The 21,422-nt window shown below is 53.9% G+C and carries 11 protein-coding genes; all 11 read left to right on the forward strand.

From position 1 onward, the window contains the following. Nucleotides 1-1,119 precede the first annotated feature (1,119 nt). The 11 genes from MXE41_RS00185 to glpQ all read left to right on the forward strand — a co-directional run bounded on the left by MXE41_RS00185 (nucleotide 1,120) and on the right by glpQ (nucleotide 21,304). A complete protein-coding gene (locus MXE41_RS00185) occupies nucleotides 1,120-2,454 on the forward strand; it encodes a hypothetical protein (protein WP_247098938.1) in 1,335 nt (444 codons plus the stop codon). 776 nt (nucleotides 2,455-3,230) lie between these two features. Continuing rightward, entirely contained in the window at nucleotides 3,231-7,382 is a 4,152-nt protein-coding gene (gene creD, locus MXE41_RS00190) for a cell envelope integrity protein CreD (RefSeq protein ID WP_247098939.1), read from the forward strand. Nucleotides 7,383-8,097: 715 nt separating this feature from the next. Then, nucleotides 8,098-9,756, forward strand: coding sequence for a flagellar hook protein FlgE (locus tag MXE41_RS00195; protein ID WP_247098940.1), 1,659 nt, complete (start codon nucleotides 8,098-8,100; stop codon nucleotides 9,754-9,756). Between the two features lie 663 nt (nucleotides 9,757-10,419). After that, a complete protein-coding gene (locus MXE41_RS00200; RefSeq protein WP_246978290.1) occupies nucleotides 10,420-10,677 on the forward strand; it encodes a zinc ribbon domain-containing protein in 258 nt (85 codons plus the stop codon). A 92-nt stretch (nucleotides 10,678-10,769) separates the two neighbouring features. Then, nucleotides 10,770-12,533, forward strand: coding sequence for an aspartate--tRNA ligase (aspS, locus tag MXE41_RS00205; RefSeq protein ID WP_247099033.1), 1,764 nt, complete (start codon nucleotides 10,770-10,772; stop codon nucleotides 12,531-12,533). A 13-nt stretch (nucleotides 12,534-12,546) separates the two neighbouring features. Further along, nucleotides 12,547-13,302: a YebC/PmpR family DNA-binding transcriptional regulator gene (locus MXE41_RS00210; protein WP_246978291.1), complete on the forward strand. Its 756-nt coding sequence runs from the start codon at nucleotides 12,547-12,549 to the stop codon at nucleotides 13,300-13,302. Between the two features lie 579 nt (nucleotides 13,303-13,881). Then, nucleotides 13,882-15,561: a glycosyltransferase gene (locus MXE41_RS00215; protein WP_247098941.1), complete on the forward strand. Its 1,680-nt coding sequence runs from the start codon at nucleotides 13,882-13,884 to the stop codon at nucleotides 15,559-15,561. 377 nt (nucleotides 15,562-15,938) lie between these two features. Continuing rightward, nucleotides 15,939-17,366, forward strand: coding sequence for a glycosyltransferase family 4 protein (locus MXE41_RS00220; RefSeq protein ID WP_247098942.1), 1,428 nt, complete (start codon nucleotides 15,939-15,941; stop codon nucleotides 17,364-17,366). Between the two features lie 180 nt (nucleotides 17,367-17,546). After that, complete coding sequence (locus MXE41_RS00225; RefSeq protein ID WP_247098943.1) at nucleotides 17,547-18,167, forward strand: hypothetical protein; 621 nt, start codon at nucleotides 17,547-17,549, stop codon at nucleotides 18,165-18,167. An 878-nt stretch (nucleotides 18,168-19,045) separates the two neighbouring features. Beyond that, nucleotides 19,046-19,255, forward strand: a complete 210-nt coding sequence (locus tag MXE41_RS00230; RefSeq protein ID WP_247098944.1) for a hypothetical protein — start codon at nucleotides 19,046-19,048, stop codon at nucleotides 19,253-19,255. A gap of 951 nt (nucleotides 19,256-20,206) precedes the next feature. Next, entirely contained in the window at nucleotides 20,207-21,304 is a 1,098-nt protein-coding gene (gene glpQ, locus MXE41_RS00235) for a glycerophosphodiester phosphodiesterase (RefSeq protein ID WP_247098945.1), read from the forward strand. Nucleotides 21,305-21,422 lie beyond the last annotated feature (118 nt).

The following is a 21,422-nucleotide window of genomic DNA, read 5'->3' on the forward strand; positions in this document are numbered from 1 at the left end:
CTAAGGGAGAAAAAAAATGAGCGCAAACAGTGCGTCTTGCCCGTAAAGGGTTCAATGTGACATTTCACATCATAGCAGTGCCATTACTTTTCAGCTCATAACTGACTGCCAGTCTCTGCCACATAGTGCACCGCGCCGCCCCTGGCGCTCAGTCCGACCAGGCCCAGCAGCTCCCCGCGCACTCATGACGCAGCCGTCCGGATGCCTGCACTACAGTATGGCAGAAGCTGTTAACCTCCAAAATAACAGGAGCGGCCGCCATTCAGCGCCGGACAGGGATCCTGAGCACTGTTTAGATGAAAGCAGCCCGTCGCCATCAGTCCACTGCGTAGATACGCATGTATCTGACCTGAGCATACTGTACTGGACACAAAGGGCGATACAGTAGCCTGGTGAGCGGGCGCTGCCAGATAGATAACAGGGTGACGGTACTGTCTCAATTTGTGTCTTATCACGGCAGTATATACAACACCTGCTCAATGTGGGGGCCTGACTGTGCCTGCTTTATGAGTGTGGGGGAGTAGCTTTGCCAGGGGCAGATGTGCCGCGCATGGCAGTGCTGACGCAGCGCTGCCACTCATTGGGGGGCTTTGCGAGTGTGGGGGAGCAACTTTGTCAGGGGATGCAGTGCCGCGCTTGGCAGTGCTGACGCAGCGCATACGCAGCGCTGCCACTCATTGGGTGCTTGCTGAGTGTGGGACCTGTCTTTGCTTTTCTTGATCAATGGAATGTTGTGGCCGACTGTGCTTGCCTGTTGAAGCGGCGTCTGCTGGTCGGTGGCTGGCTGAGCTTTCTTTTTGTCCACCTCGGGAAATGTGCTGTGTGTTGTGAGCTGTTGCCAGCTGATCCTGGGGAGCCGGTGCGGGGGAATGCGCATTTTCATCACCTGGCGTCAGCATGATGAGCTGGCCCCTATAATGAGCATAGTATGCACAGAAACGGGGTTCTGCATTGTGCAGTCTTTATCCCTGCCTTGTGGACTCTCCATGGCCGGTGTCAGCCAGTACTCTGTCTGCTGCAGTGCCAGTATGGTCATACTGATACGGAGCGTATCGATCTTATGTGCCATGACTTACCCGTTGATTGCTCATTTGCCCTGATTTGCTGAGAGGATTGAACATGCCAGGATTTGCTCACTTTCTGTACTTTTTGCTTACCTCACATATTAACGATCCCTGTGGTGATGACAGAGAAGAGGGCCTTGATTACAGCAGCGAAAATGATGCGGCCGCTGATAGTCGTGATAAGGCCGCCGAGCTGCTGCGCACTTCCCTGAGAGCTGCCGTAGTGGCTGCTGCGGGCAAGGAGAGCACCTATGGCTGTTATCAGGCTGGTCTGGACATAGTCAATGGCATGAAGCCTGATGACAAGAACCGTGTGCTCTTTGATGACAGTGACCGTAAGAGCACCTGTGTGTTCATGATACGTGCGGCCTATGATCTGGCTGCCATGCTCGACGAATGCTGTAATGCCTCCCAGCGCCGTATCATTGTGGGCGATGTTGATGCCAGAGACCTGCTTATTGTCATGATGGCTGCAGCCTTAACTGACCGTGACATGGTGCTCAGCGATGATGCCCAGGTAAAGGGCAGCACTGAGGATACCTTCCTTGTAAGCTCCCAGACCTTAAGCCGCAGTATTCAGAGCACTGTAGACAAGGTCTTTGCCGGTGGCGGCGGAGCTGTCAGCGTCAGCAGCTGCTCTATTAGCAAGGGCATCAGCTCAGGTCGTGGCACCTGTGCCGAGGAAGAAGAGGGCGCTGGTGAAAGCGCTGCTGCCATGTTTGATCTTCTGCACATAGGTGATCTGGCCAAAAAGGCAGTTAACTCTACCAGCAGTGTAATCATTGAGGGCTCAGCATCAGCTGGTGGCTCTGATGCCTCTGCAGGCGGCCGCTGGAGCTTTGAGCAGCTGCTGCGTGAGGTCTTCATGTTCCGTGAGCGTATTGATATGGAGACCAGAGGCGTACTGACAGCCTCTACTGTCAGCAGCCATTCTTTCCATGGTCTGTTTATGGGTGTGCTGCTGCCTGCCGTATCAGGCATGTACATTATCAGAACCCGGGTTAAGGATTTAAGTGCCCATGGTCAGCATGAGGACATCAGACATATGCTGGTAACCTCTCCTGCTTTCCTCAATGACGTTGATATGGATGATGATGCCCCTGATCTTGCCCTGACAGTGTCATCAGGCAAGGGCCTTGATGTGGATCTGGCAGCAGACGTTCATGACTGGAGTCAGGCACCTGTGCTCGATGTGCTGGTTAACAATAAGGCAGGTATTGTTGCCATCAGGGAAAACCCTGAAAGCCGCAAGGACTTCAAGGCCTTTGCCGGTATCAGCATCACCTCCGAGGGCAGCAGCTCCACTGTACGCTGCTCCATGCACGAAGGTGAGATCACTCTGAGCGAAAATCTTGAGTTCATCGCCCCGGGCCGCTTTGTCATCAGATGACAGCCCGACACGGTCCGGTAAGTCCAGGGTTCTCCAGGATTTGCAGCTCCCTGGGGCATATGCCCCACATCCAGAGCCACAGTCATGGCATCTGCCCCACAGCCATGTCATATGCTCCAGAGCCAAAGTCATGGCAAATGCCTTGTCATAGCCATACTTCAGTGACTGCACTTGCCTGTGATGACCTTTTAGTAATGACTTCTCAGAGCTTCAGGAACAGTTAACTGGGCTGAGACTTAAGGCGCATGTATCTGACAGAGCAGGCACTATTTCATACCTTTATGGTCATGGACGAGTGCCTGTTTTGCTTTGGCCCAGGCAAAGGCTGAATAAAGACAAGACGGGCTTACAGGCGTACCTGTATGACGAGGCCATACTGACAGACAGGTAATGCAGCAAGGGCATGGCAGCAGGCAGGTCAGGCAGCAAGGGCATGGCAGCAGGCAGCTCAGGCAGCAAGGGCATTGGGGCAGTCAGGTCAGTGCATAAAAGAGCCGGGGGATATGTTTCAATCAGAGGGGCGCTGCATAAATGCTTTTGATGGCCTGAGGACACTGGGGGCCTGCCTTACGGCAATTGACTGCAGTTATTATGTTGTCATGATGCTTGCCTGAAAGTACGCTCTTTAAGCATAATGGCCCTTGAGTATTATTTTCTGCATAATGCAAGGCCGTCATAAGGATACGGCATTTGAGGTGCACAGTATTTAATAACATGCAGATCCGGGTACACGGTACTTTGCTTTTTTATCAGATGACATAAAGCCAGGAAGGTCAATGCACAATCAGACAACTAACAGCCAGTCCCCGGATCAGATCTCACCAGTTCCGCACTCTGCGCACTATGGGCATAATGAGGTCACTGACATCCTGAGCTCTGACGGAGACTTAACTGCAGGTATCAGTGAGTATGATGACCAGATAATTGAGCTTGAGGCCATTGATCCTGTGCCCTCATCTGCAGGGACTGGCCTTGCTGCCAGAGCCGCCCGCGCCTATCAGAGCACCATGAGTGCCAACAGCTCTTCCCGTCAGGGCAGCCATATCGATGCCTGGGATGATGACGCCCCGTCCTTTACTCAGACAAATAAGCACAGCGCTTTCACTGCCTCTGACAGCAACAGTGACCACTCCTGGTCCCACCATGCAGCCTCTGCCCATGGCTATGGCCATGGCAATGCCCGTGACAATGAATCTGCCCATGACAATGAGCCTGTACATGGCAATGCCCGTAACAATGAGCCTGTCCATGATCACGGATACTTATATGAAAATGACAGCGAAGCCAAGCATGAGTCTTATCAGGATGATTCAGGGCTGGCCAGTCGGACATACGGCGCAGCCAGTGCCGACTATTCAGTCAGTGCAGACAGTTCGGCCAGCGCATCAGGTGCCGACCATGCAGTCATAGCATCAGGTGCCGACCACTCATCCAGCGCATCCAGTGAAGTCAGTTCAGCCAGTGCAGAAGATTCGGCCAGCTCAGCAAGGGCCGATCATTTTGACAGCCGCATGACCCTCAGGAATGAAAATGCTCCATCCTTAGTAAGTGACAGTATTGAGCGTGAACAGGAGTTTGGTGCGGGCGCTGCAGTATCAGCTGAAGTTGCTGAGGCGGCTGAGGCTGAGGCTGAGGATCAGGCAGGCGCTCAGGCAGCCGGGCTCGAGGCCTTATCTAATGACTCCGGGCCATCAGCTTCAGATGCTGGCAGTGAGCACCTGGCAACGGCAGCGGCTGCCGAAGGGGATGTCGGCCGTGAGGAAAATGCCGTTGTACAGCCGGAAGCTGATTTACAGAAGTCTTACGAATGCCTTTGCTCTGATGCCCAGGGCTCAGGTAATGACTCTGATTATGGCTCTGATGATGACAAGGCTGAGAGTGGTCATTTAGATGTCGGCGCCGGAGGGGATAAGCAACAGAGGTTTTTTGATTCGGGCATAAGCCCGGGCAGCACTGCCGGGCAGGAAGTACAAAGTGATGCCCGGAGCAGTAAGAATAATCAACAGCCAGAAAGTGGCGGCAGTCAAAGCATCCGCCATGGGGAGAGCAATTTTATGAGTGAAGAACAGACAGCAGTCAGGCAGGATCAGGCGCAACCTGATCTTTCTGGCGCTGCTGCAGATACCGCCAGCCCGCAGGGTGCCGCAGGTTCTGTCCCTCAGGGCAACTGGGCGTCCATGCCTGGCGGTGCCACTGTACCGCCATATCCATGGGGGGCCCGTCCTACGGTACAGGGCATGTATCAGGCCCCAGGTCAGGGCCAGATGCCTCAGGGCATGGTGCCGCCTGGCATGCCGCAGTCAGCCCAGCCGGGCATGCCACCTGGCATGATGCCAGGCATGCCTTTCCCGCCTGGCTTTTATGGCATGCCGGGCCCTCAGGGCTCTCAAATGCGCTTTGCGCCATGGCCTTATCCGCCTCAAATGGCCATGGCCATGGGCATGCCTTATGGCCAGCCTCACCCCGGTACTGGCGCTCAAGGCTCTGCTCCACAGGGAGCTGGCGCACAGGCAGCCCCCGTCAAGGGTAACGGGCACGATAATGCAGCCCCGGGAGATGCCGCTCATTTGGCTGATGATAATGCCTCTGCTCAGAGCAGGGGCGCAACAGGTGCTCAGGGCGCAATAGAGCAGGCTCAGTCCATGGCTCAGTCCATGGCACACGCCCCTGGCAAGACTGCCCCTCAAACTCAGGTTCATGCACATGCTGACAGCCATGCCCAGCCTCAGCACAGAGCTTCAGTATCTGCTCCATTTAATGGCTCTGATCAGCCTCATGGCCCTCAGGGACAGACTGTCAGTGACTACAGCCAGTATCCAGGCATGCCCGGTCGCGATGAACTTGCCCGTGGTCCGGGAGCTCACACAGGTGCTTATAACGCAGCGGGCGCTGCAGCTGTAGCCCCTGGCCCGGCTGGCACTGTAAGAGTCACTGTTTCACCTGGCAACGGATCAGGCAGAGGCCCTGGCAATTACGCCGGCAATGGCAACGCCATGCGGGCAGCTGGCGGATCAGGTGGCGCCGGCGGCGGCAATGGAGGACATGGCAGGGGATTGTGGGGACAGGATGACTGGAACACAGGAGGATCTGTGACTTCAAATAATGTTAATGATGGCGAGAAGTGGTTTGAAAATCTGGCTGTCCACATTTTCATGGTGGCCATTATTTCCCTCCTGCTGCTCATTCCGTCCATGTTTTTTGAAAATGTACTATCTGATCGTCAGTACACGGAAAACTCAGCTATTGAGTCCATTACCACCCCGTGGGGTGGCAGTCAGCTGGTCTCTGATCCTCAGCTGTACATTTCAGCTACTGTAGAAAAGCGCACAGTAAACACCTATGAGGAAGATGGTGAGCTCTACACCAGGCAGACACGCTCACAGGCTCTTGCCGAATGGTATTTCATTTCCGATTTTGCCCACTCCTCCAGCACCCTGACCTCCGAGGTGCGCAAGCGCGGCAATTACGAGGCTCTTTTGTACAAGGTAAGAGTAGAGCAGCAGGGCTCCTTTGATCTGGCCCACATTGCTGATCGTCTCAATACCATTGAATCTGACGTCTCGGTAAGAAAAGCTGATATCAAACTGTATTTTGGTGTGCTTGATACCGGCGGTATCGATGAGGTTCACTACGTTAATGTTAACGGCCGTGACTTCCCGGCACAGCCATCAGCCCGTGACAGCGGCTTCTGTATCAGCCTGAGCTCACAGGATATCAGTGACATTATGTCCGCCCGTCCTCTGGGGGAGAGCTCTCCAACCGATGGCCGTCCGGCTCTGTACAATACCCTTGATGCCGATGCTGAGCGTGCCCGTGAGGACAATACAGCTGCAGCTCATGCAGGTCGTGCCGAAAGCTCATCGTACCGTCTGCTCCGTCCGGGTCAGATTGAGTACCGTGCTGCCTTTACCCTGCGCGGCTCCCAGCAGTTCAAGTATCAGCCTCTGGGCGTGGAGAGCACCACTGCCATATCAGGCAGTGGCATTGTGCCATCATTCCAGGGCCGTTTCCTGCCATCGGAGCACAGCGTTGATGAGCAGAACAGGACCTTTGAGGCCCTGTACCGCCTGAGCAGCCTGGCTACAGGCACAGCCGATCACCTGAAGGTCGAAAAGTTCAGACTGTCAGAGTCCAGTGGCTATGTAGTAAGCCTTGCTGACCGCTCCATGTCCTACACCCTCATTGAGCGCCTGACCAAGTATGTACTGCTCTTTATTGCCATGACCTTTGTGACCGTACTGGCCTTTGAAATAGTCTCACGCCGTACTGTCTCCCTGGTACAGTATGTGGTGGTAGGTTCAGCCCTGATTCTGTTCTACATGGTACTGCTGTCCATGTCTGAGCACTTCAGCTTTACCGTATCCTATGTCACCGCCGCCGTGCTCATGTCTGGCATGATTGCCCTGTACCTCAAGGCCGTACTCAACTCGGTCCGCAGCGCAGCATGCATACTGCTGATGCTGCTGGCCATGTACTCAGTACTCTTTGCCATTGTGCATATCCAGGCCTATGCTCTGCTGGTAGGCACCATATTGCTGGTAGTGATGCTGGGCGTAATCATGTATATCACCCGCCGCATCAACCACAAGGGCAGCAGCCTCCTGTCCCAGTATGCCCAGGCCTCCGGCCCGGTCATGGCCAGGGCAGCCGCAGCTGCCGCCGCCACGGCCGCCGCTCCGGCCGGCGCCTCGTCCGACAGTGGCAAGTCATGGTCTAATGCCAGACCACGCACCGCCCCGGTAAGCGTACCGGCCGCTGCTCCATTCCAGTCCCAGACTCATGAGCAGCACGCTGACGCGCCGGAGGCAGCTGCAGCTGCAGCAGCCAGCGGCCGCGCCGCCGTTGAGGCCGAAGCCGCCGCTGCCACGGCCGATGACAGGGACAATGCCGCAGGCACCGACAGTGCAACCGGCAACTCCGGCAAGTAAGCCGTCCATAAGCCTGCAGGCCCAATAAAGAAGGCGGCAGGCCACAAAGCCATAAAGGCACCACGATCAGAGCTCATACTCAGGTCATGGTGCCTTTTTTATTATCAGCTCGCGCCGTCCTGTTATGCCTCCCTGAGGTGGCACGGGCGGCCAGTAAAGGGCGCAGTAAAGGGGCAACCAGGGATACAGCAGGAGTGCAATGTTAGGCCCGGCCAGGTCAGTAGCCGGGCGTGTGTGCAGCTGCACGGCATATGCCGCAGGCGGCAATGTATCAAGCGTACATTCATTATTGTGATATTAATGGCTTTTATGAACTGTCCGGAACAAAGCAGGGGCACAGCGCCGGGATGTATGAAACGGTATTGCGGCAAGCTTTAGCCGCATTTTTGCCGCCTTATGGTGCAAAAAGTCCTTTGAATGAGCAAAACAGTGGGATTAGAGTGCGGCCAGGGAGAAAAAAAGCTTCATAAAACGATCAGAAAAGCTTTTATTGAAAAATCTTGATACAGAAACGGTCTTTGCTATAGATATGAAGATTTTCTATTTGACGGGCATATATAACACAATCTTAATCTGACAGTGGACAGAGTTAAAAAGAAAGGGCGTAGCAACTGGCACAGGCGTTGCTCATGTGAGCTTAGACAGGATGGCTCTGGAGAGAAAAACCGCCTGTTGTTTCAGGTCTTTTTATTCTTCGACTAGTGGGGTAGAACTCATGTTTGGTATTTCTGTCAGTGGCATTAAGAATTCTCAGAAGCATATCGATGTTACTTCCAATAACATCGCTAACTCGAATTCTTTTGGCTTTAAAAAATCCCGTGCTGAGTTTGCTGATGTTTATGCCAACAGCATTTTCAGTAATGGCAAAACTGCCTCAGGCATGGGTGTGGTCAATACAACTGTAGCCCAGCAGTTCGTACAGGGTAATCTCTCCGGCGACACCGGTAACCCTCTTGATATGGCCATTCAGGGCAACGGTTTCTTCGTACTGTCCGCTCCGGGCAGTGACGGTTTCACTTTCACCCGTAACGGTGCTTTCCAGACCGACAAGGATGGCTATATCGTAACCGCTACTGGTGACTATCTGCAGGGCTGGGACGTCAACGCTGACGGCACTTCCTCCTCCCTGGATTTAAACAGCGCTCACAACATCAAGCTGCCATCTGACACTGGTGCTCCAAACCAGTCCAGCTCCATCGGCCTTGGTGTAAACCTGCCAGCCGATAAAGAGCCTGTAAAGTTTGAAGACCTCAAGGCCGACCCTTGGGGCAAGACCCTTACTGCTGATCAGATGAAGGGTGAGAACCTTAAGTATGGCTTAATGCGTAAGCCTGATGGCACAGTTGATACCGGTAACCCACCAGATCCAACCTCTTTCAAGCAGTACATTACCAATTTCGATCCAAAGGATTCCAAGACTTATCACGCCTCCACTTCTCAGACCATTCATGACTCTCTGGGTACTGCCCACACTGTTACCTACTACATGATTAAGATGGGTCCTGAGAATGCAACTGATGGTAAGAACAATACCGTCTGGACCGTTATCCCATACGTAGACGGTAAGCCAGTAGACGTAGCTCAGCAGGGCAATGAAAACCCTGTAGCCATCACTGTTCCAGGTTCCAGCACCTCATCAGTAGCCGGTTCCAACTTCTTCGGTTTCAAGATTACCTTTGAGCCAAATGGCGAAATGAAGGGCATGGTCCCAGGCAAGATTGACCTGGTAAACCCAAATGCAGCCGGCGCTCTTACCAACAGCCTGCGTGAGCAGCTTTTTGGTAAGCCAAATGATGCCCAGGGCGGCACCATGACAGGTGGCGGTAACTACCTGGATCCTACATTTGAAAATGATCCAAATGGTAAGAAGGCTCACTACAGCGGTGACGGCTCCCTGCATGGCGCTCTTGGTCAGGGTACTGATCCGCAGCAGATTATCAACATCAAGTTCAGCGCTACCCAGTACGGTTCTACCAATTTCCAGGTAACTGAAGCTCCGACCAATGACGGTTACTCCACCGGTATTCTCACCGGCATGTCCGTAGATGAGAACGGAATTATCCAGTGTGAGTACTCCAACGGCCAGCGTGAGGCCATTGGTAAGGTAGCTCTGGCAGACTTCGCCAATGCTCAGGGCCTCACCAAGATTGGTGACACCCAGTGGAAGCAGTCCAACAGCTCAGGCGAGGCTCAGGCCATGGAAGCTAACAGCGGTTCAGCCGGTTCCATTAAGGGCTCCAACCTGGAGCTGTCCAATGTGGACCTGACTGCCGAACTTGTTGAGCTGATTACCGCACAGCGTAACTATCAGGCCAATGCTCAGTCTCTGCAGACTAACAGCACAGTAATGGACGCCATTCTCAACGTCCGTTAAGGCCACGGTTTTGGGGATAAGACCTCATGGTACACAGGTTTGAGAGTTTAGTGTGCCAGCAGGTCAGACCATCCCCATCTCATAAAGCTATCCCAAAGAATACTTCGATATATCAAAGCCGGGCTCCTCACCCGGCTTTTTTAATGGAAAAAATCTGACCAGACCCGACGAGGTTCGTCATCCTGTCCTGTGCATGGCACCGGCAGAATCGGCTTTTGCCAGAGCCTCATGGCTCATGGACGCCGCCGCCTGGTCACGTGGCCTGCAGCCTGGCTGCAGGTGCGTGGAGGCGCGGATGTGGGCTGGCTGCGCCATGGCTGTGGGCCAAGGATGCGCCATGGCTGTGGGGTATGGCTGCACCATAGCTGTGGGACATTGCTGTCGGCATTGTAGTAATGGCTGCAGTCATTGCATTCATGGCGGGCAGCGCGGGGGCATTTTGGGCAGGGCTTTGATTGTCTGTAGTCAGTCCAGGCTAAAAAAGCTATAATTGTGGGCTTAGCAAAGCCTGACGGTCAGCTGTTACTGACCGGGGCCGACTGCCGTGCCGCCCATACGGTCCTGATGATTTTTCACGGGCTGCAGGCCGCCTGATGCAGTCATTTAAGTTGTCATGCTCCTTGAGGCCTGGTGCCTGGGGGGCTTAATTTGCAAGGTTTTTCGATGCCATTTTATGAGTATCGCTGCTCAGGCTGCGGTCATACCCTGACAAAACTGCAGTCCATGAGCGCTCCAGCCCTTACTCACTGCCCTGCCTGTGAGCAGGAGACCCTGGTCAAGCTTATCAGCGCCTCCAATTGCGATCTGAAGGGTGTTGGTGTTTTTGGCAGTTCCAAATCACCTTTTAAGAACGAGAGCTGCTCTGCCGCACCGGCAGGCGGTGGCTGCCCTGGCTGTCCTGCCGCAGCGGGCAATCAGTAAAGGTCACTGTGAGCTGTCAGTAACAGAGCACTGTAGGCTGTGAGCTCCGGGTACGGATTTTTGATTAATTTCATAGGCAATTTCATATGTCAATGCGTTCACATTACTGTGATCAGGTTGGTCTGAACGAAGCCGGTCAGACTGTAACCCTGTGCGGCTGGGTCAACAAGCGCCGCGATTTAGGCGGTCTTATCTTCATCGACCTGCGCGACAGAACCGGACTTGTTCAGGTGGTTTTCGAGCCTGATGTCAAGGATGTTCATGAGCTGGCTGCCACCTTACGCAACGAGTTCTGCATCAAGGTTACCGGTACCGTACGTGCCCGTCCTGAGTCCCAGGTCAACTCCGGCATGAAGAGCGGTGCCATCGAGGTTTATGCCTCAGGTCTTGAGATCCTCAACCGTGCTGCCGTTCTGCCTCTGGACTTTAATCAGGACAACACTGAAGAGCAGCGTCTGCGCTACCGTTATCTCGATCTGCGCCGTCCTGAAATGGTGGCCAGTTTCACAAAGCGTCACTCCATCACCCGCTTTGTCCGCTCCTTCCTTGATGACAACGGCTTTATCGATGTAGAGACCCCTATGCTCACCAAGGCTACCCCTGAAGGTGCCCGTGACTATCTTGTCCCATCCCGTATTCACCACGGCAAGTTCTACGCTCTGCCTCAGTCACCACAGCTGTTCAAGCAGCTGCTGATGGTAGCCGGCTTTGACCGTTACTATCAGATCACCAAGTGCTTCCGTGACGAAGACCTGCGTGCTGACCGTCAGCCTGAGTTCACCCAGATCGATATCGAGACCTCCTTCATGTCATCCCAGGATGTACGTGATGTCATGGAGCAGATGATGGTCGGTCTGTTCAAGCGTGAAGAGAATGTTGATCTGGGCAAATTCCCTGTGCTTTCCTGGTCTGAGGCCATGGCGCGCTTTGGTTCTGACAAGCCTGATCTGCGTATTGATTTTGAGCTGCACGGCCTTGATGAGATTGTTAAGGACAGCGAGTTCAAGGTACTGTCCGAGGCTGCCAATGACGCTGAGAGCGCTGTAGTTGCCTTTGCTCTGCCAGGCGGTGCTGCCTTAAGCCGCAAGAATATCGACGGCTATACCGATTACGTCAAGAAGCTCGGTGCCAGCGGCCTTATGTATATCAAGGTCAATGAGCTGGCCAAAGGTGCTGAGGGTCTGCAGTCTTCTGTAGCCAAACATGTAAGTCCTGAGCATCTTGTTGCCATGGTCAACGCCTGTCAGGGCCGTGATGGCGATATCGTCTTCATCGGCTGCGGCAAGCGCGTCAAGTGCCAGACTTTCATGGGTGCCCTGCGCTGCCAGACTGCCCGTGACCACAACCTCATCAACCCTGGCTTCAAGGCCCTGTGGGTAGTCAACTTCCCAATGTTTGAGATGACTGAGGAAGCCGGTCTGACCGCTATGCACCATCCTTTCACCGCTCCGGCCGGTGTTACCCCTGAGCAGCTGATTGCCGATCCTATGAGCGTCTATGCTGATGCCTATGACATGGTAATCAACGGCTACGAAGTAGGCGGCGGCTCTGTACGTATCCACAACGATGACATGCAGAAGGCTGTATTTACCGTTCTGGGTATCAGTGAGGAAGAGGCACGTGAGAAGTTTGGCTTCCTGCTCGACGCTCTTTCCTTTGGCGCCCCTCCACATGCCGGTCTGGCCTTCGGTCTTGACCGTCTGACCATGCTGCTTACCCACACTGAGAACATCCGTGACGTCATTGCCTTCCCTAAGACCACGGCTGCTTCCTGTTTAATGACTGAGGCTCCAAATCTGGCCTCACCTGCAGCTTTAAATGAGCTGGCAATTGCTGTAACCGACATTGAGAAATAATTAGGAGATAATCATGGCAGGTCACTCCAAATGGGCCAATATCCGCTTCCGTAAAGCTGCACAGGATGCCAAGCGCGGTAAGATCTTTACCAAGCTGATCCGTGAAATCACCTCAGCTGCCCGTCTGGGCGGCGGTGATGAGGCTGCCAATCCACGTCTGCGTTCAGCCGTGATTTCCGCTCTGGCTCAGAACATGACCCGTGACACCATCAAGCGCGCCATTGAGCGTGGTGTTGGTGGTGGTGAGGGCTCTGATCTCGAGTCCATTACCTATGAGGGCTATGGTGTAGGCGGCGTTGCCGTTATGGTTGAGTGCATGACCGATAACCGTAACCGTACCGCCTCTGACGTTCGTCACGGCTTTACCAAGTTTGGCGGCAACCTGGGTACTTCCGGTTCCGTTAACTATCTGTTCACCAGAAAGGGTATTATCAACTTCCTGCCTGATGAGGCCGGTAACATGCCAGTAGACGAAGAGACCGCCATGAACATCGGTCTTGAGGCTGGTGCTGAGGACATTATTGTCAACGACGACGGCTCTATCGACGTTTACACCACTCCTGAAACCTTTGCGCCTGTTGTTGACGCCTTTGCCGCTCAGAACATCAGTCCTTCCAATGCTCAGGTAACCATGACCGCCTCCACCGAGACCGCTCTTGATGCCGAGACTGCTGAGAAGTTTATCCGCATGATTGACTACCTTGAGGATCTCGACGACGTTCAGGAAGTGTTCCACAACGCCAACTTCCCTGATGATCTGGAGATCTGACAGTCAGGACTGGTAATACCGGATCCTGTGACTGTGGCGGTCTGCAGGACCCCGCAGTCATAGTCAGTGTCGGTGAGGCTCAGGCGGCAAACTGCCGCCTCTGCCTGATCTGGCTCTGTCAGACCGCAGGCCCAGAAAATGGGCAGCGGTCACTGTCTGCAGCCGGGCCTCAGGGCCAGGCGCAGATGATGATCTGCCAATGCCGCAGCGACTCCGGGCAGGGGCCGCTGCGGCATTGTCGTATCTGTTATCCACTTACTCAACAGCTGGCGGGCCCACAGACAGGCAGCTGCAGCGCATATAAATCTGCATCTCCTGCGGCCCCGGCCACAACATCAGGCCGCACCCGGGCACCAGTTCAGGCGTACAAAGCAGCAGCCGCGCATGTCTCAGCTGCCTCTCAGGCATGCGCACGCATGCATGAGAGGCAGCTGCCCAAGTGCCCGCAGCGGCATGCTGCAGCTGCCCTGGCTGCATGCATGCGCTGCCTCAGACCGTCCAGGCACCAGACTGACTCAGTGCCGCACCGGCCTGTCACTGCCACAGCCGGGCTGGACCTTGTATTACTCAGGAAAGATTATGTTAGAGAAGCCTTTCAAGATTCTGTGGTATTCCCTGCCTTGTCTGATTGACACCTCCAATGGTGCTGCCATCAGCAACAAGTATATTCTCGAGTCACTGCGTGCCCGTGGAGTTGGAGTAATGGTGCTTAATGCCACCATTGCCGATGATGACAGTGGCATGAAGGAATTCAATTCCATGGTGGCTGAGCTGCCTGACAATGATCAGGGTTTTTACCGCTTCAGTCTTAACGGCCTTGAGTATGTAGTGGTCAAAACAGGCTCCAGCCGCCTCAATGAGATAGTGGCCAAGGAGCAGACCCTGGTATGGTCTATCTTTGTCAAGATTATCGAGGACTTCAAGCCTGATCTGGTCATGGGCTTCTGTCCTGATCTCTTTTCCCTCAGTCTGCGTCGTGAGGCCAAAGCCCGTGGTATTTCCACAGTCTATGCCGTGTGCAATGCCTCTCATGACAATTTCTCCTTCCCTGACTGCGATGCCGTAGTAACCAATTCCGTTGCGGCCTGCTCTTATTACAACCGTCGTAATGACCGTCATGTTAAAGTGCAGCCTTTTGGCATTGTTATCAATCAGGATAAGGTCCTGCCTCCTGATGCCCCACGCGATCCGCGCTATATCACCATGGTAAATCCTACCCCTTACAAGGGTATTGCGCTCTTTATCGGACTTATCAGGGCTTTCAGGAAGAAATATCCGCATTCTGACCAGCGCTTTCTCATTGTGCGCAGCCGTGGTGATTATGAAAACACAGTACGCTCCCTGCATTACAAGGACGGTACCTCTTTCCTGAGCACCCCTGAGGCCAATGACATACTCTCTCACGTGGATCTGGCCGAGCACACCAGCAATATCAGGGCTGTTTATCAGATTACCCGTGTCATGGTCTGCCCTTCTCTTTGCTATGAGGCCTGGGGTATGGTGGCCACTGAGGCCATTATGAGCGGCATTCCTGTGCTGGGCACCCGCTTTGGCGGCCTGCCTGAGGCCATGGGTGCCAGGGTAATCACAGGTGAGGATGGCAGCTGGAACATTGATGAGTCCACCATTGGCGGTATTGTTCTTGATATACCGCGTAATACCTACGACGACAATCTGTGCGTACCATCAGATGAGGAAATTGCTCCTTACCTTGAGGCTCTTGAAAACCTCATGACCCAGGACTGGTCCGAGCGTGTACGCGCAGCAGCTGCAGTTAACGCCCCTGAGCGCAATCTTCAGCGCCTTATCGACATTATCGTGCCGCTGATGGAGCGCTCACGCCAGACCCGTACCCCATATACCAATTCCTTCTTCCTGTCTGACAGCTACATGAAGGAAAAGCGCGATCGCGAAAATGGCGTCAGCACCCAGCCGCAGCAGCCAGCCCATGATGCCGCACCGGCCGCCGCAGCGGCTGCCGCCGCCGTGCCATCAGCCGCTGCTGCCGCTGGCGATAACAGCTGTGCTCTGGGCCAGGCTGATGCCGCCGCCGCTGCTGCAGGAGCTTCAGTAGAGACCTCAGGCACAGTAGTAACAGGTGCAAAGCAGGAAAATGACAATACTGTGAGCACCACTGCAGCTGCCCCGGCTGCCGGTGCTGCCAAAGGCAGCGGCACACGCAACAGCAAGGGCGGCATTAAGAGCACAGGCAAAGGCTCTCGCCATGGCCAGCGCAAGAGCACTGCCCGCAAAAGCTGATAAAAAGCGGTGTCAGCACGAGCTGATAAAGCGCAGAGCCGCAGGCCCCGATCAGGGACCGGTCAGATGCTGATCAGAGACTGATCTGGGGCTGAGCCCAGGGCAGCTGATAAAGAGCCTGCAGCACTGCCAGCTGTGCGCAGTGCCGCAGCACTGTCAGTTGTGCGCAGTGCAGGGCCTCATGCATACGCTGCGCGGCAGCGCAGCCAGATGTACGCCGCGGCAGCGCAGCCAGATGTACGCCGCGCGGCAACGCTGTCAGCTGTACGCCGTGCGGCGGGGCAGTTATCCGGGCGCCAGGCCGTAGTGCGGCACGGCACATATGCAGCCTTAAACTGATAGAATATCGGGCAGACACACAAATAAGGATTGAAAAGATGGCTTACAAGATTCTGTGGTATTCCATTCCGTCACTGCTGGACACCAGCTCAGGTGCCGCCATTCGTTGCAAGCTCATGCTGGAAAAGCTGCACCAGCGCGGCATTGACGTTATGGTTCTTAATGCTGCCAATGCCGATGATGAGCAGGGTATGGCCAATATCAACACCATTCGCCGTCAGCTGGAGCCTGCTGTAGCCATCAACGGTAACAAGTGTTTCTACCAGTTCAATCTCGATGGTATTGAGTACTTTATCCACAATACTCCGCACTATGATGTTGACCAGCTGCGTGCCCAGGATCAGACTGAGCTCTTTTTGCTCTATGCTCAGATGCTCGAGCAGTATGAGCCTGATCTGGTCATGACCTACAGTGCCGATATTTTCTCCTCAGTCATGCGCTCCGAGGCCCGTGCCCGTGGTATTCCTGTGGTTTATGCCCTGTGCAATGGCTCTCACACCAGCTTTGGCTTTAATGACTGTGACATTGTCTTTACCACCTCCAAGGCAACTTCAGATTTCTACCGTGTTGAGACTGACATGGATGTGGCTCATGTAGGTAACTTCATCGAGCCCAGGCAGGTGGTGGCCAGCCCTGAAAGCCGTGACCCAAAGTACATCACCATGATCAATCCGTCCCATGCCAAGGGTATTGCCGTCTTTATCAAGCTGGCCCTGACATGGAATAAAAAGCATCCTGATCAGAAGTTCCTTATTGTTAAGAGCCGTGGCAATTACGAGCAGATTCTGTGCTCCCTGCACTGGCCGGACGGCAAGCCTCTGGTAGGACCTGACGGTGTTAATCCTGTGAGCATGATTGACGTGGCTGAGCATACCTCCAATATCTCAGCTGTTTATGCTCTGACCCGTGTGCTGGTTGCTCCATCACTGTGGCATGAGAGCTGGGGCCGTGTGGTTACCGAGGCCAATCTCAATTCCATTCCGGTACTGGCTACCAATAATGGCGGTCTTTATGAGGCCATGGGCGATGGCCGTGGCGGTATCTGCCTGCCACCTCCAGCATCTTCCATGGAAGATCAGTGCTGCCTGCCTACAGATGAGGAAATCGCTCCTTATGTTGAGGCCCTGGAAAAGCTCCTTACTGAAGACTACACCGCTGCCTGCGCTGAGGCTGCTGCCCTGACCGGCATCGAGGCTTCAGTAGATCGCCTCTATAATCTGATTGAGCCTCTGCTCAAACAGGGTACTGAGAGCAAGCATCCTTTTGATGGCTCTTATTACCACAACCATGTTTACATGGAAAAGCGCCGTGACAGCCTCAAGGCCGCCCGCGAAGCTCAGGCTGCCGCAGCAGCCAGTGCCGCCAAAGGCACTGCCACTCCTGGCGTAGTCAAAGTAACAGGTGTGCGCGCTCAGCCTAAAAACGGCTCACGCGCCTCCAGGAACACAAAGCGCAAGAAGCGCTAATCAGCCCCAGGCCCGCCCGGCACCAGCTACACAGCAGTACACCACAGGGCGCACAGCTGCCCTGGCCGGCGCCCATGGCGGCAAGGGCGCACTGGCCAGTGCTCATGGCGGCATGGCTGCCATGGCAGGCGCGCCATGGCGCTGCGTTCAATACAGGATAACTATCAGCCAGGAGAAATCATGGTTTGCAGAAAGGACAGCATTATTGGAGGCAAGAGCTCCATTTTTGATGCTCACAAAAACAGCAGCACCCCGGTGGAAGAGATTTTCCGCGAGTCCTGTGAGCTGCTTAATGCCCAGATTAAGGACAATATTGCCCTCAATAATCGCCTTATGACCATGATTGAGGAGCTTGAGCGCCGTCTTGAGCTCAATGACAGGGATTTTCTGCAGATTATCCCGGTCAACCGCGAGCTGCTTACCAAAGCGTCGTCTGATTACTCCGCACAGAGCGATCGCATGATGACCGAGCTCAACAGTCTGATACGCAAGCTTCCAAAGTCTGGCGGCAGCAGTGTGCGCATGCAGCAGCATGCTATTTATGCGCTTATTAGCGACTTGCGCAAGCAGTGCGACAGTTATGAGGACAAGGCCGGTTACTGGCTGCGTGAGGTCCAGATGGTGGTCAGAGCCACCCGCGACCGCCAGTCCATTCAGGCCTGCATAGACCGCGTAAACGGCTATATGCAGGAAAACGAGGGCAAGGTGGACCAGGCCAGTGCTGCAGAACACGACTTCATGGAGCGCATGTCCAGACTGCGCGATATCTGTCAGCGCCTGCTGGAAAAAGACAATTCCTAAAACCATAAACGCAGCACCACCGGGCTACTGCCAAATCAGGGTTCCGGTGCCAGTGCCATGGACCATGCCATGCGCGCCCATACAGGTCAGGCATGTGCCATCAGGCACATGCCATGCCCTCACACATTTGCCCAGGGCCATAGAGTCAGCGCTCTATGGCCTTTTGCATTTTGATGCACAAGGCCACTGCATCCCCACCTTATGCTTTAAAGTCCCACCTGCCGCTTTCCATCCCGGCCTGCATCTTTCCATTCCCACCTGCGTCCCGGCATTCCACAAGAAAATCAGCCAGCAAGCAAGCCTGTAATCAGGCAACAAACAGCAAGACATAAATGAGCTGCTTTTAATTATGTAGAGTATTATCTGTCAGACTGACAGGCAGTCGTACTACCCAAGGGAGCTTTCATGCCCGTACCATGGCAGCAGCCTGACAGTCCATGCTCCAGAGCATAAAAGCGCTACCTTTTATTATGTAAAGTATTTTGCATGGCAATGCGCTGGCGCGCTCTGCCAGTGATCAGGGCACTGACGTGCTCAAAGAGCTGAGTGGTCAGCAATCAGATTTTAGTAACAGGGGAACCGAAATGAGGATCTGTCGGCCTGGCTGCAGGCAAAGCGCTGTGGCTATAAGAAGCCGCACGCAGCACAGCGCTGAGCAGAGGAGCCAGCTAAGTGACAGGCACGGCGCATGGCGTTTGGAAAAGGAGTACAGGGCAGGGAACAGCTGCATGGCGCAATGCCATGCAGGGCAGTAGCATCCGCCATGCTCATCTGCAGCAGCTGTACCAGCTGCACCAGTCAACGATGGGGCAGCAGCATTGGCTGTTGTAATGAGACGGGGCATTGCTCCTGTAAAGAACATGAACGCGAGCCGGGGCATGGGCAAGAGCATAAGCATCTGGATGGCAATGGCATTGCCCGCAGGCAAGGTCATGTTCATGAACATGAGCATGAGCATGGGCATGGGCCTGAGCAAGTGCATGATCCTTTACATGGGAGAGGGACTTTTCTTAACCAAAGCGAGCGCAATGGTGTGGCAGGGCGCCTGGATTTTACGGGTGATGGGGCGTGCCAGCGGGATAAATTAGCGTGCCTTTGCCGTGGGCAGGGCACGGTAAAATACGGCTGGGAGGAAGGCTTTTCCTGATAAAAGACGGTGAAAAGTGGAGAAAAGTTGAGGCTGGGCGGGGGTTTTTGGGGTTTTCAGGATGTGCACGTGCTTTATGTTCGCAGGCACGGATAATATGTACACATATCACAAAATGGTTAAATCTCGATATTGTCTGTCATACAAGTTACAAATGGCGTTTATATCATGTTTTTATAGTGTACAAAGATACAGCCTGTTGAGCTGTCGTGGCAGTTTAAGGAAGAGTTTTTGCTCAGGATGTGATGCAGAACATACTTTTTATCAAAATTTTATATTTTTAACATGATCGACATCTAAAATTATGGCCACTAAAGCAAGGCTGGATGCGAATTTCATGACCTGCAATAAGCTGCTTTTAAGCAAGGTGCTTTTTATCAGCCAGCTGCATATATAAGCCGGGAGTTACTCCCATGATGTTGTGAGCTTTTATATGCTTTTGCAGTATGTCAGTGTAGTTTTCTTCTACTTTTAGGGCTGTTAACAGGTTCTTTTCTGTTAAGTCCCTTGTTTGCTGTTTTCTTTTCCATCAGTCTTGCCTGGTATTCCTGCCTGACCCTGTGCTTTTGCCTGTCGCTCCACTGTGGGCGTGAACGAAGAGCGTATGGCTTTCAGGAGACCGATACTGTTTCTTTGTTTGCCGATACCGGCGCAGTGCCTCGTATGACTGCATGCTGCCGTCATGCCCCCTTAGCTGCAGCAGCAAGTCATACCCCGACCTGCACGGGCTAATCTTACATACAGATAAGCTTTATGCCGCGGAATCTGGCCCAGGCCAGCTGCCGTGCAGTGACCACGCATCTGCTGATGTGGCTGCATGTCAGGTCTGGCAGGGCGGTCTGTGCTGGTGCCGGTATCAATAATTAATACTTCTTACCTTGAGGTTGTTGTCATGAGTTTAATTAAGAGTGCCTTAACTGCAGCAGTTCTTGCTGCCACTGTAATGGGTTCTTCTGCCATGGTTAATAATGCTTATGCAGGTAATGTTCAGGACAAGATCATTGTTGCCCACCGTGGCGCCTCTGCATATCTGCCTGAGCACACCCTGGAGTCCAAGGCTCTGGCCTACAACATGGGCGTATCCTATGTTGAGCAGGACCTTGCCATGACCAAAGACAATCGTCTGGTTGTTGTTCACGATCACTACCTTGACCGTGTAACCGACGTAGCTGACAAGTTCCCTAAGCGTGCCCGTAAGGATGGCCGCTTCTATGTCATCGACTTTACTCTTGATGAGATCAGGACCCTTAACTTCACTGAGGGCTTTGAGATTGAAAACGGCAAGCGTGTTCAGGGCTACAAGGACCGCTTCCCAATCTTCAAGTCCACTTTCCGTATCCACACCCTGGAAGAGGAAATCGAGTTTGTTCAGGGCCTGAACAAGACCATGGGCAAGGACATCGGTCTGTATGTTGAGACCAAGGCTCCATGGTTCCACAAGCAGGAAGGCAAGGACATTTCCAAGGCTACCCTTGAGGTTCTCAAGAAGTATGGCTATACCTCCAAGGATTCCAACGTAATCTTCCAGACCTTTGACTATCCTGACCTCAAGTACGTCAAGACCGAGCTGATGCCAAAGATGGGCATGGACCTCAAGACTGTTATGCTCCTTGGCTACACCGACTGGAAGGAGACCTACGAGCTCAAGAACGGCAAGTGGGAAGTATTTGACTTCAACTACCTGCTCGATCCAAAGAACTTCAAGGAAGTTTCCAAGTACGCTACCGGTCTGGGCCCAACCTACGAAATGCTCTTTGACCTCAAGAAGACCAGTAAGGGCAAAATTGTCGTAAATGACTTCGTCAAGAACGCTCACGCCAACGGCATGGTGGTTCACCCATACACAGTACGTGCTGACAAGCTCCCTGAGTACTGCACTGACGTTGACCAGCTCTTCAAGGCCATCTTAATCGATGCCGACGCTGACGGCGTATTCACCGACTTCCCTGATCTGGGCACTGCTTTCTTACAGAAGCAGGGCAAGAAGTAATTTAATTCTGACCCCCACAATTATTACAGCTCCCCTGACATCACCCTGATGTCACCGTCACGGCTGCCTGCGCACGGCGCCGTCAGACCAGGCCAGGCCAGCATAAGCCTGAGCATCA

The sequence above is a fragment of the Anaerobiospirillum sp. NML120449 genome (assembly GCF_023051105.1).
Classification (GTDB): domain Bacteria; phylum Pseudomonadota; class Gammaproteobacteria; order Enterobacterales; family Succinivibrionaceae; genus Anaerobiospirillum.

What these genes read in the sequence shown, in the direction of transcription:
- MXE41_RS00185 (WP_247098938.1), top strand. Translation starts at nt 1,120, where the DNA reads ATGCCAGGATTTGCTCACTTTCTGTACTTTTTGCTTACCTCACATATT.
- creD (WP_247098939.1), top strand. Translation starts at nt 3,231, where the DNA reads ATGCACAATCAGACAACTAACAGCCAGTCCCCGGATCAGATCTCACCA.
- MXE41_RS00195 (WP_247098940.1), top strand. Translation starts at nt 8,098, where the DNA reads ATGTTTGGTATTTCTGTCAGTGGCATTAAGAATTCTCAGAAGCATATC.
- MXE41_RS00200 (WP_246978290.1), top strand. Translation starts at nt 10,420, where the DNA reads ATGCCATTTTATGAGTATCGCTGCTCAGGCTGCGGTCATACCCTGACA.
- aspS (WP_247099033.1), top strand. Translation starts at nt 10,770, where the DNA reads ATGCGTTCACATTACTGTGATCAGGTTGGTCTGAACGAAGCCGGTCAG.
- MXE41_RS00210 (WP_246978291.1), top strand. Translation starts at nt 12,547, where the DNA reads ATGGCAGGTCACTCCAAATGGGCCAATATCCGCTTCCGTAAAGCTGCA.
- MXE41_RS00215 (WP_247098941.1), top strand. Translation starts at nt 13,882, where the DNA reads ATGTTAGAGAAGCCTTTCAAGATTCTGTGGTATTCCCTGCCTTGTCTG.
- MXE41_RS00220 (WP_247098942.1), top strand. Translation starts at nt 15,939, where the DNA reads ATGGCTTACAAGATTCTGTGGTATTCCATTCCGTCACTGCTGGACACC.
- MXE41_RS00225 (WP_247098943.1), top strand. Translation starts at nt 17,547, where the DNA reads ATGGTTTGCAGAAAGGACAGCATTATTGGAGGCAAGAGCTCCATTTTT.
- MXE41_RS00230 (WP_247098944.1), top strand. Translation starts at nt 19,046, where the DNA reads ATGGGCAAGAGCATAAGCATCTGGATGGCAATGGCATTGCCCGCAGGC.
- glpQ (WP_247098945.1), top strand. Translation starts at nt 20,207, where the DNA reads ATGAGTTTAATTAAGAGTGCCTTAACTGCAGCAGTTCTTGCTGCCACT.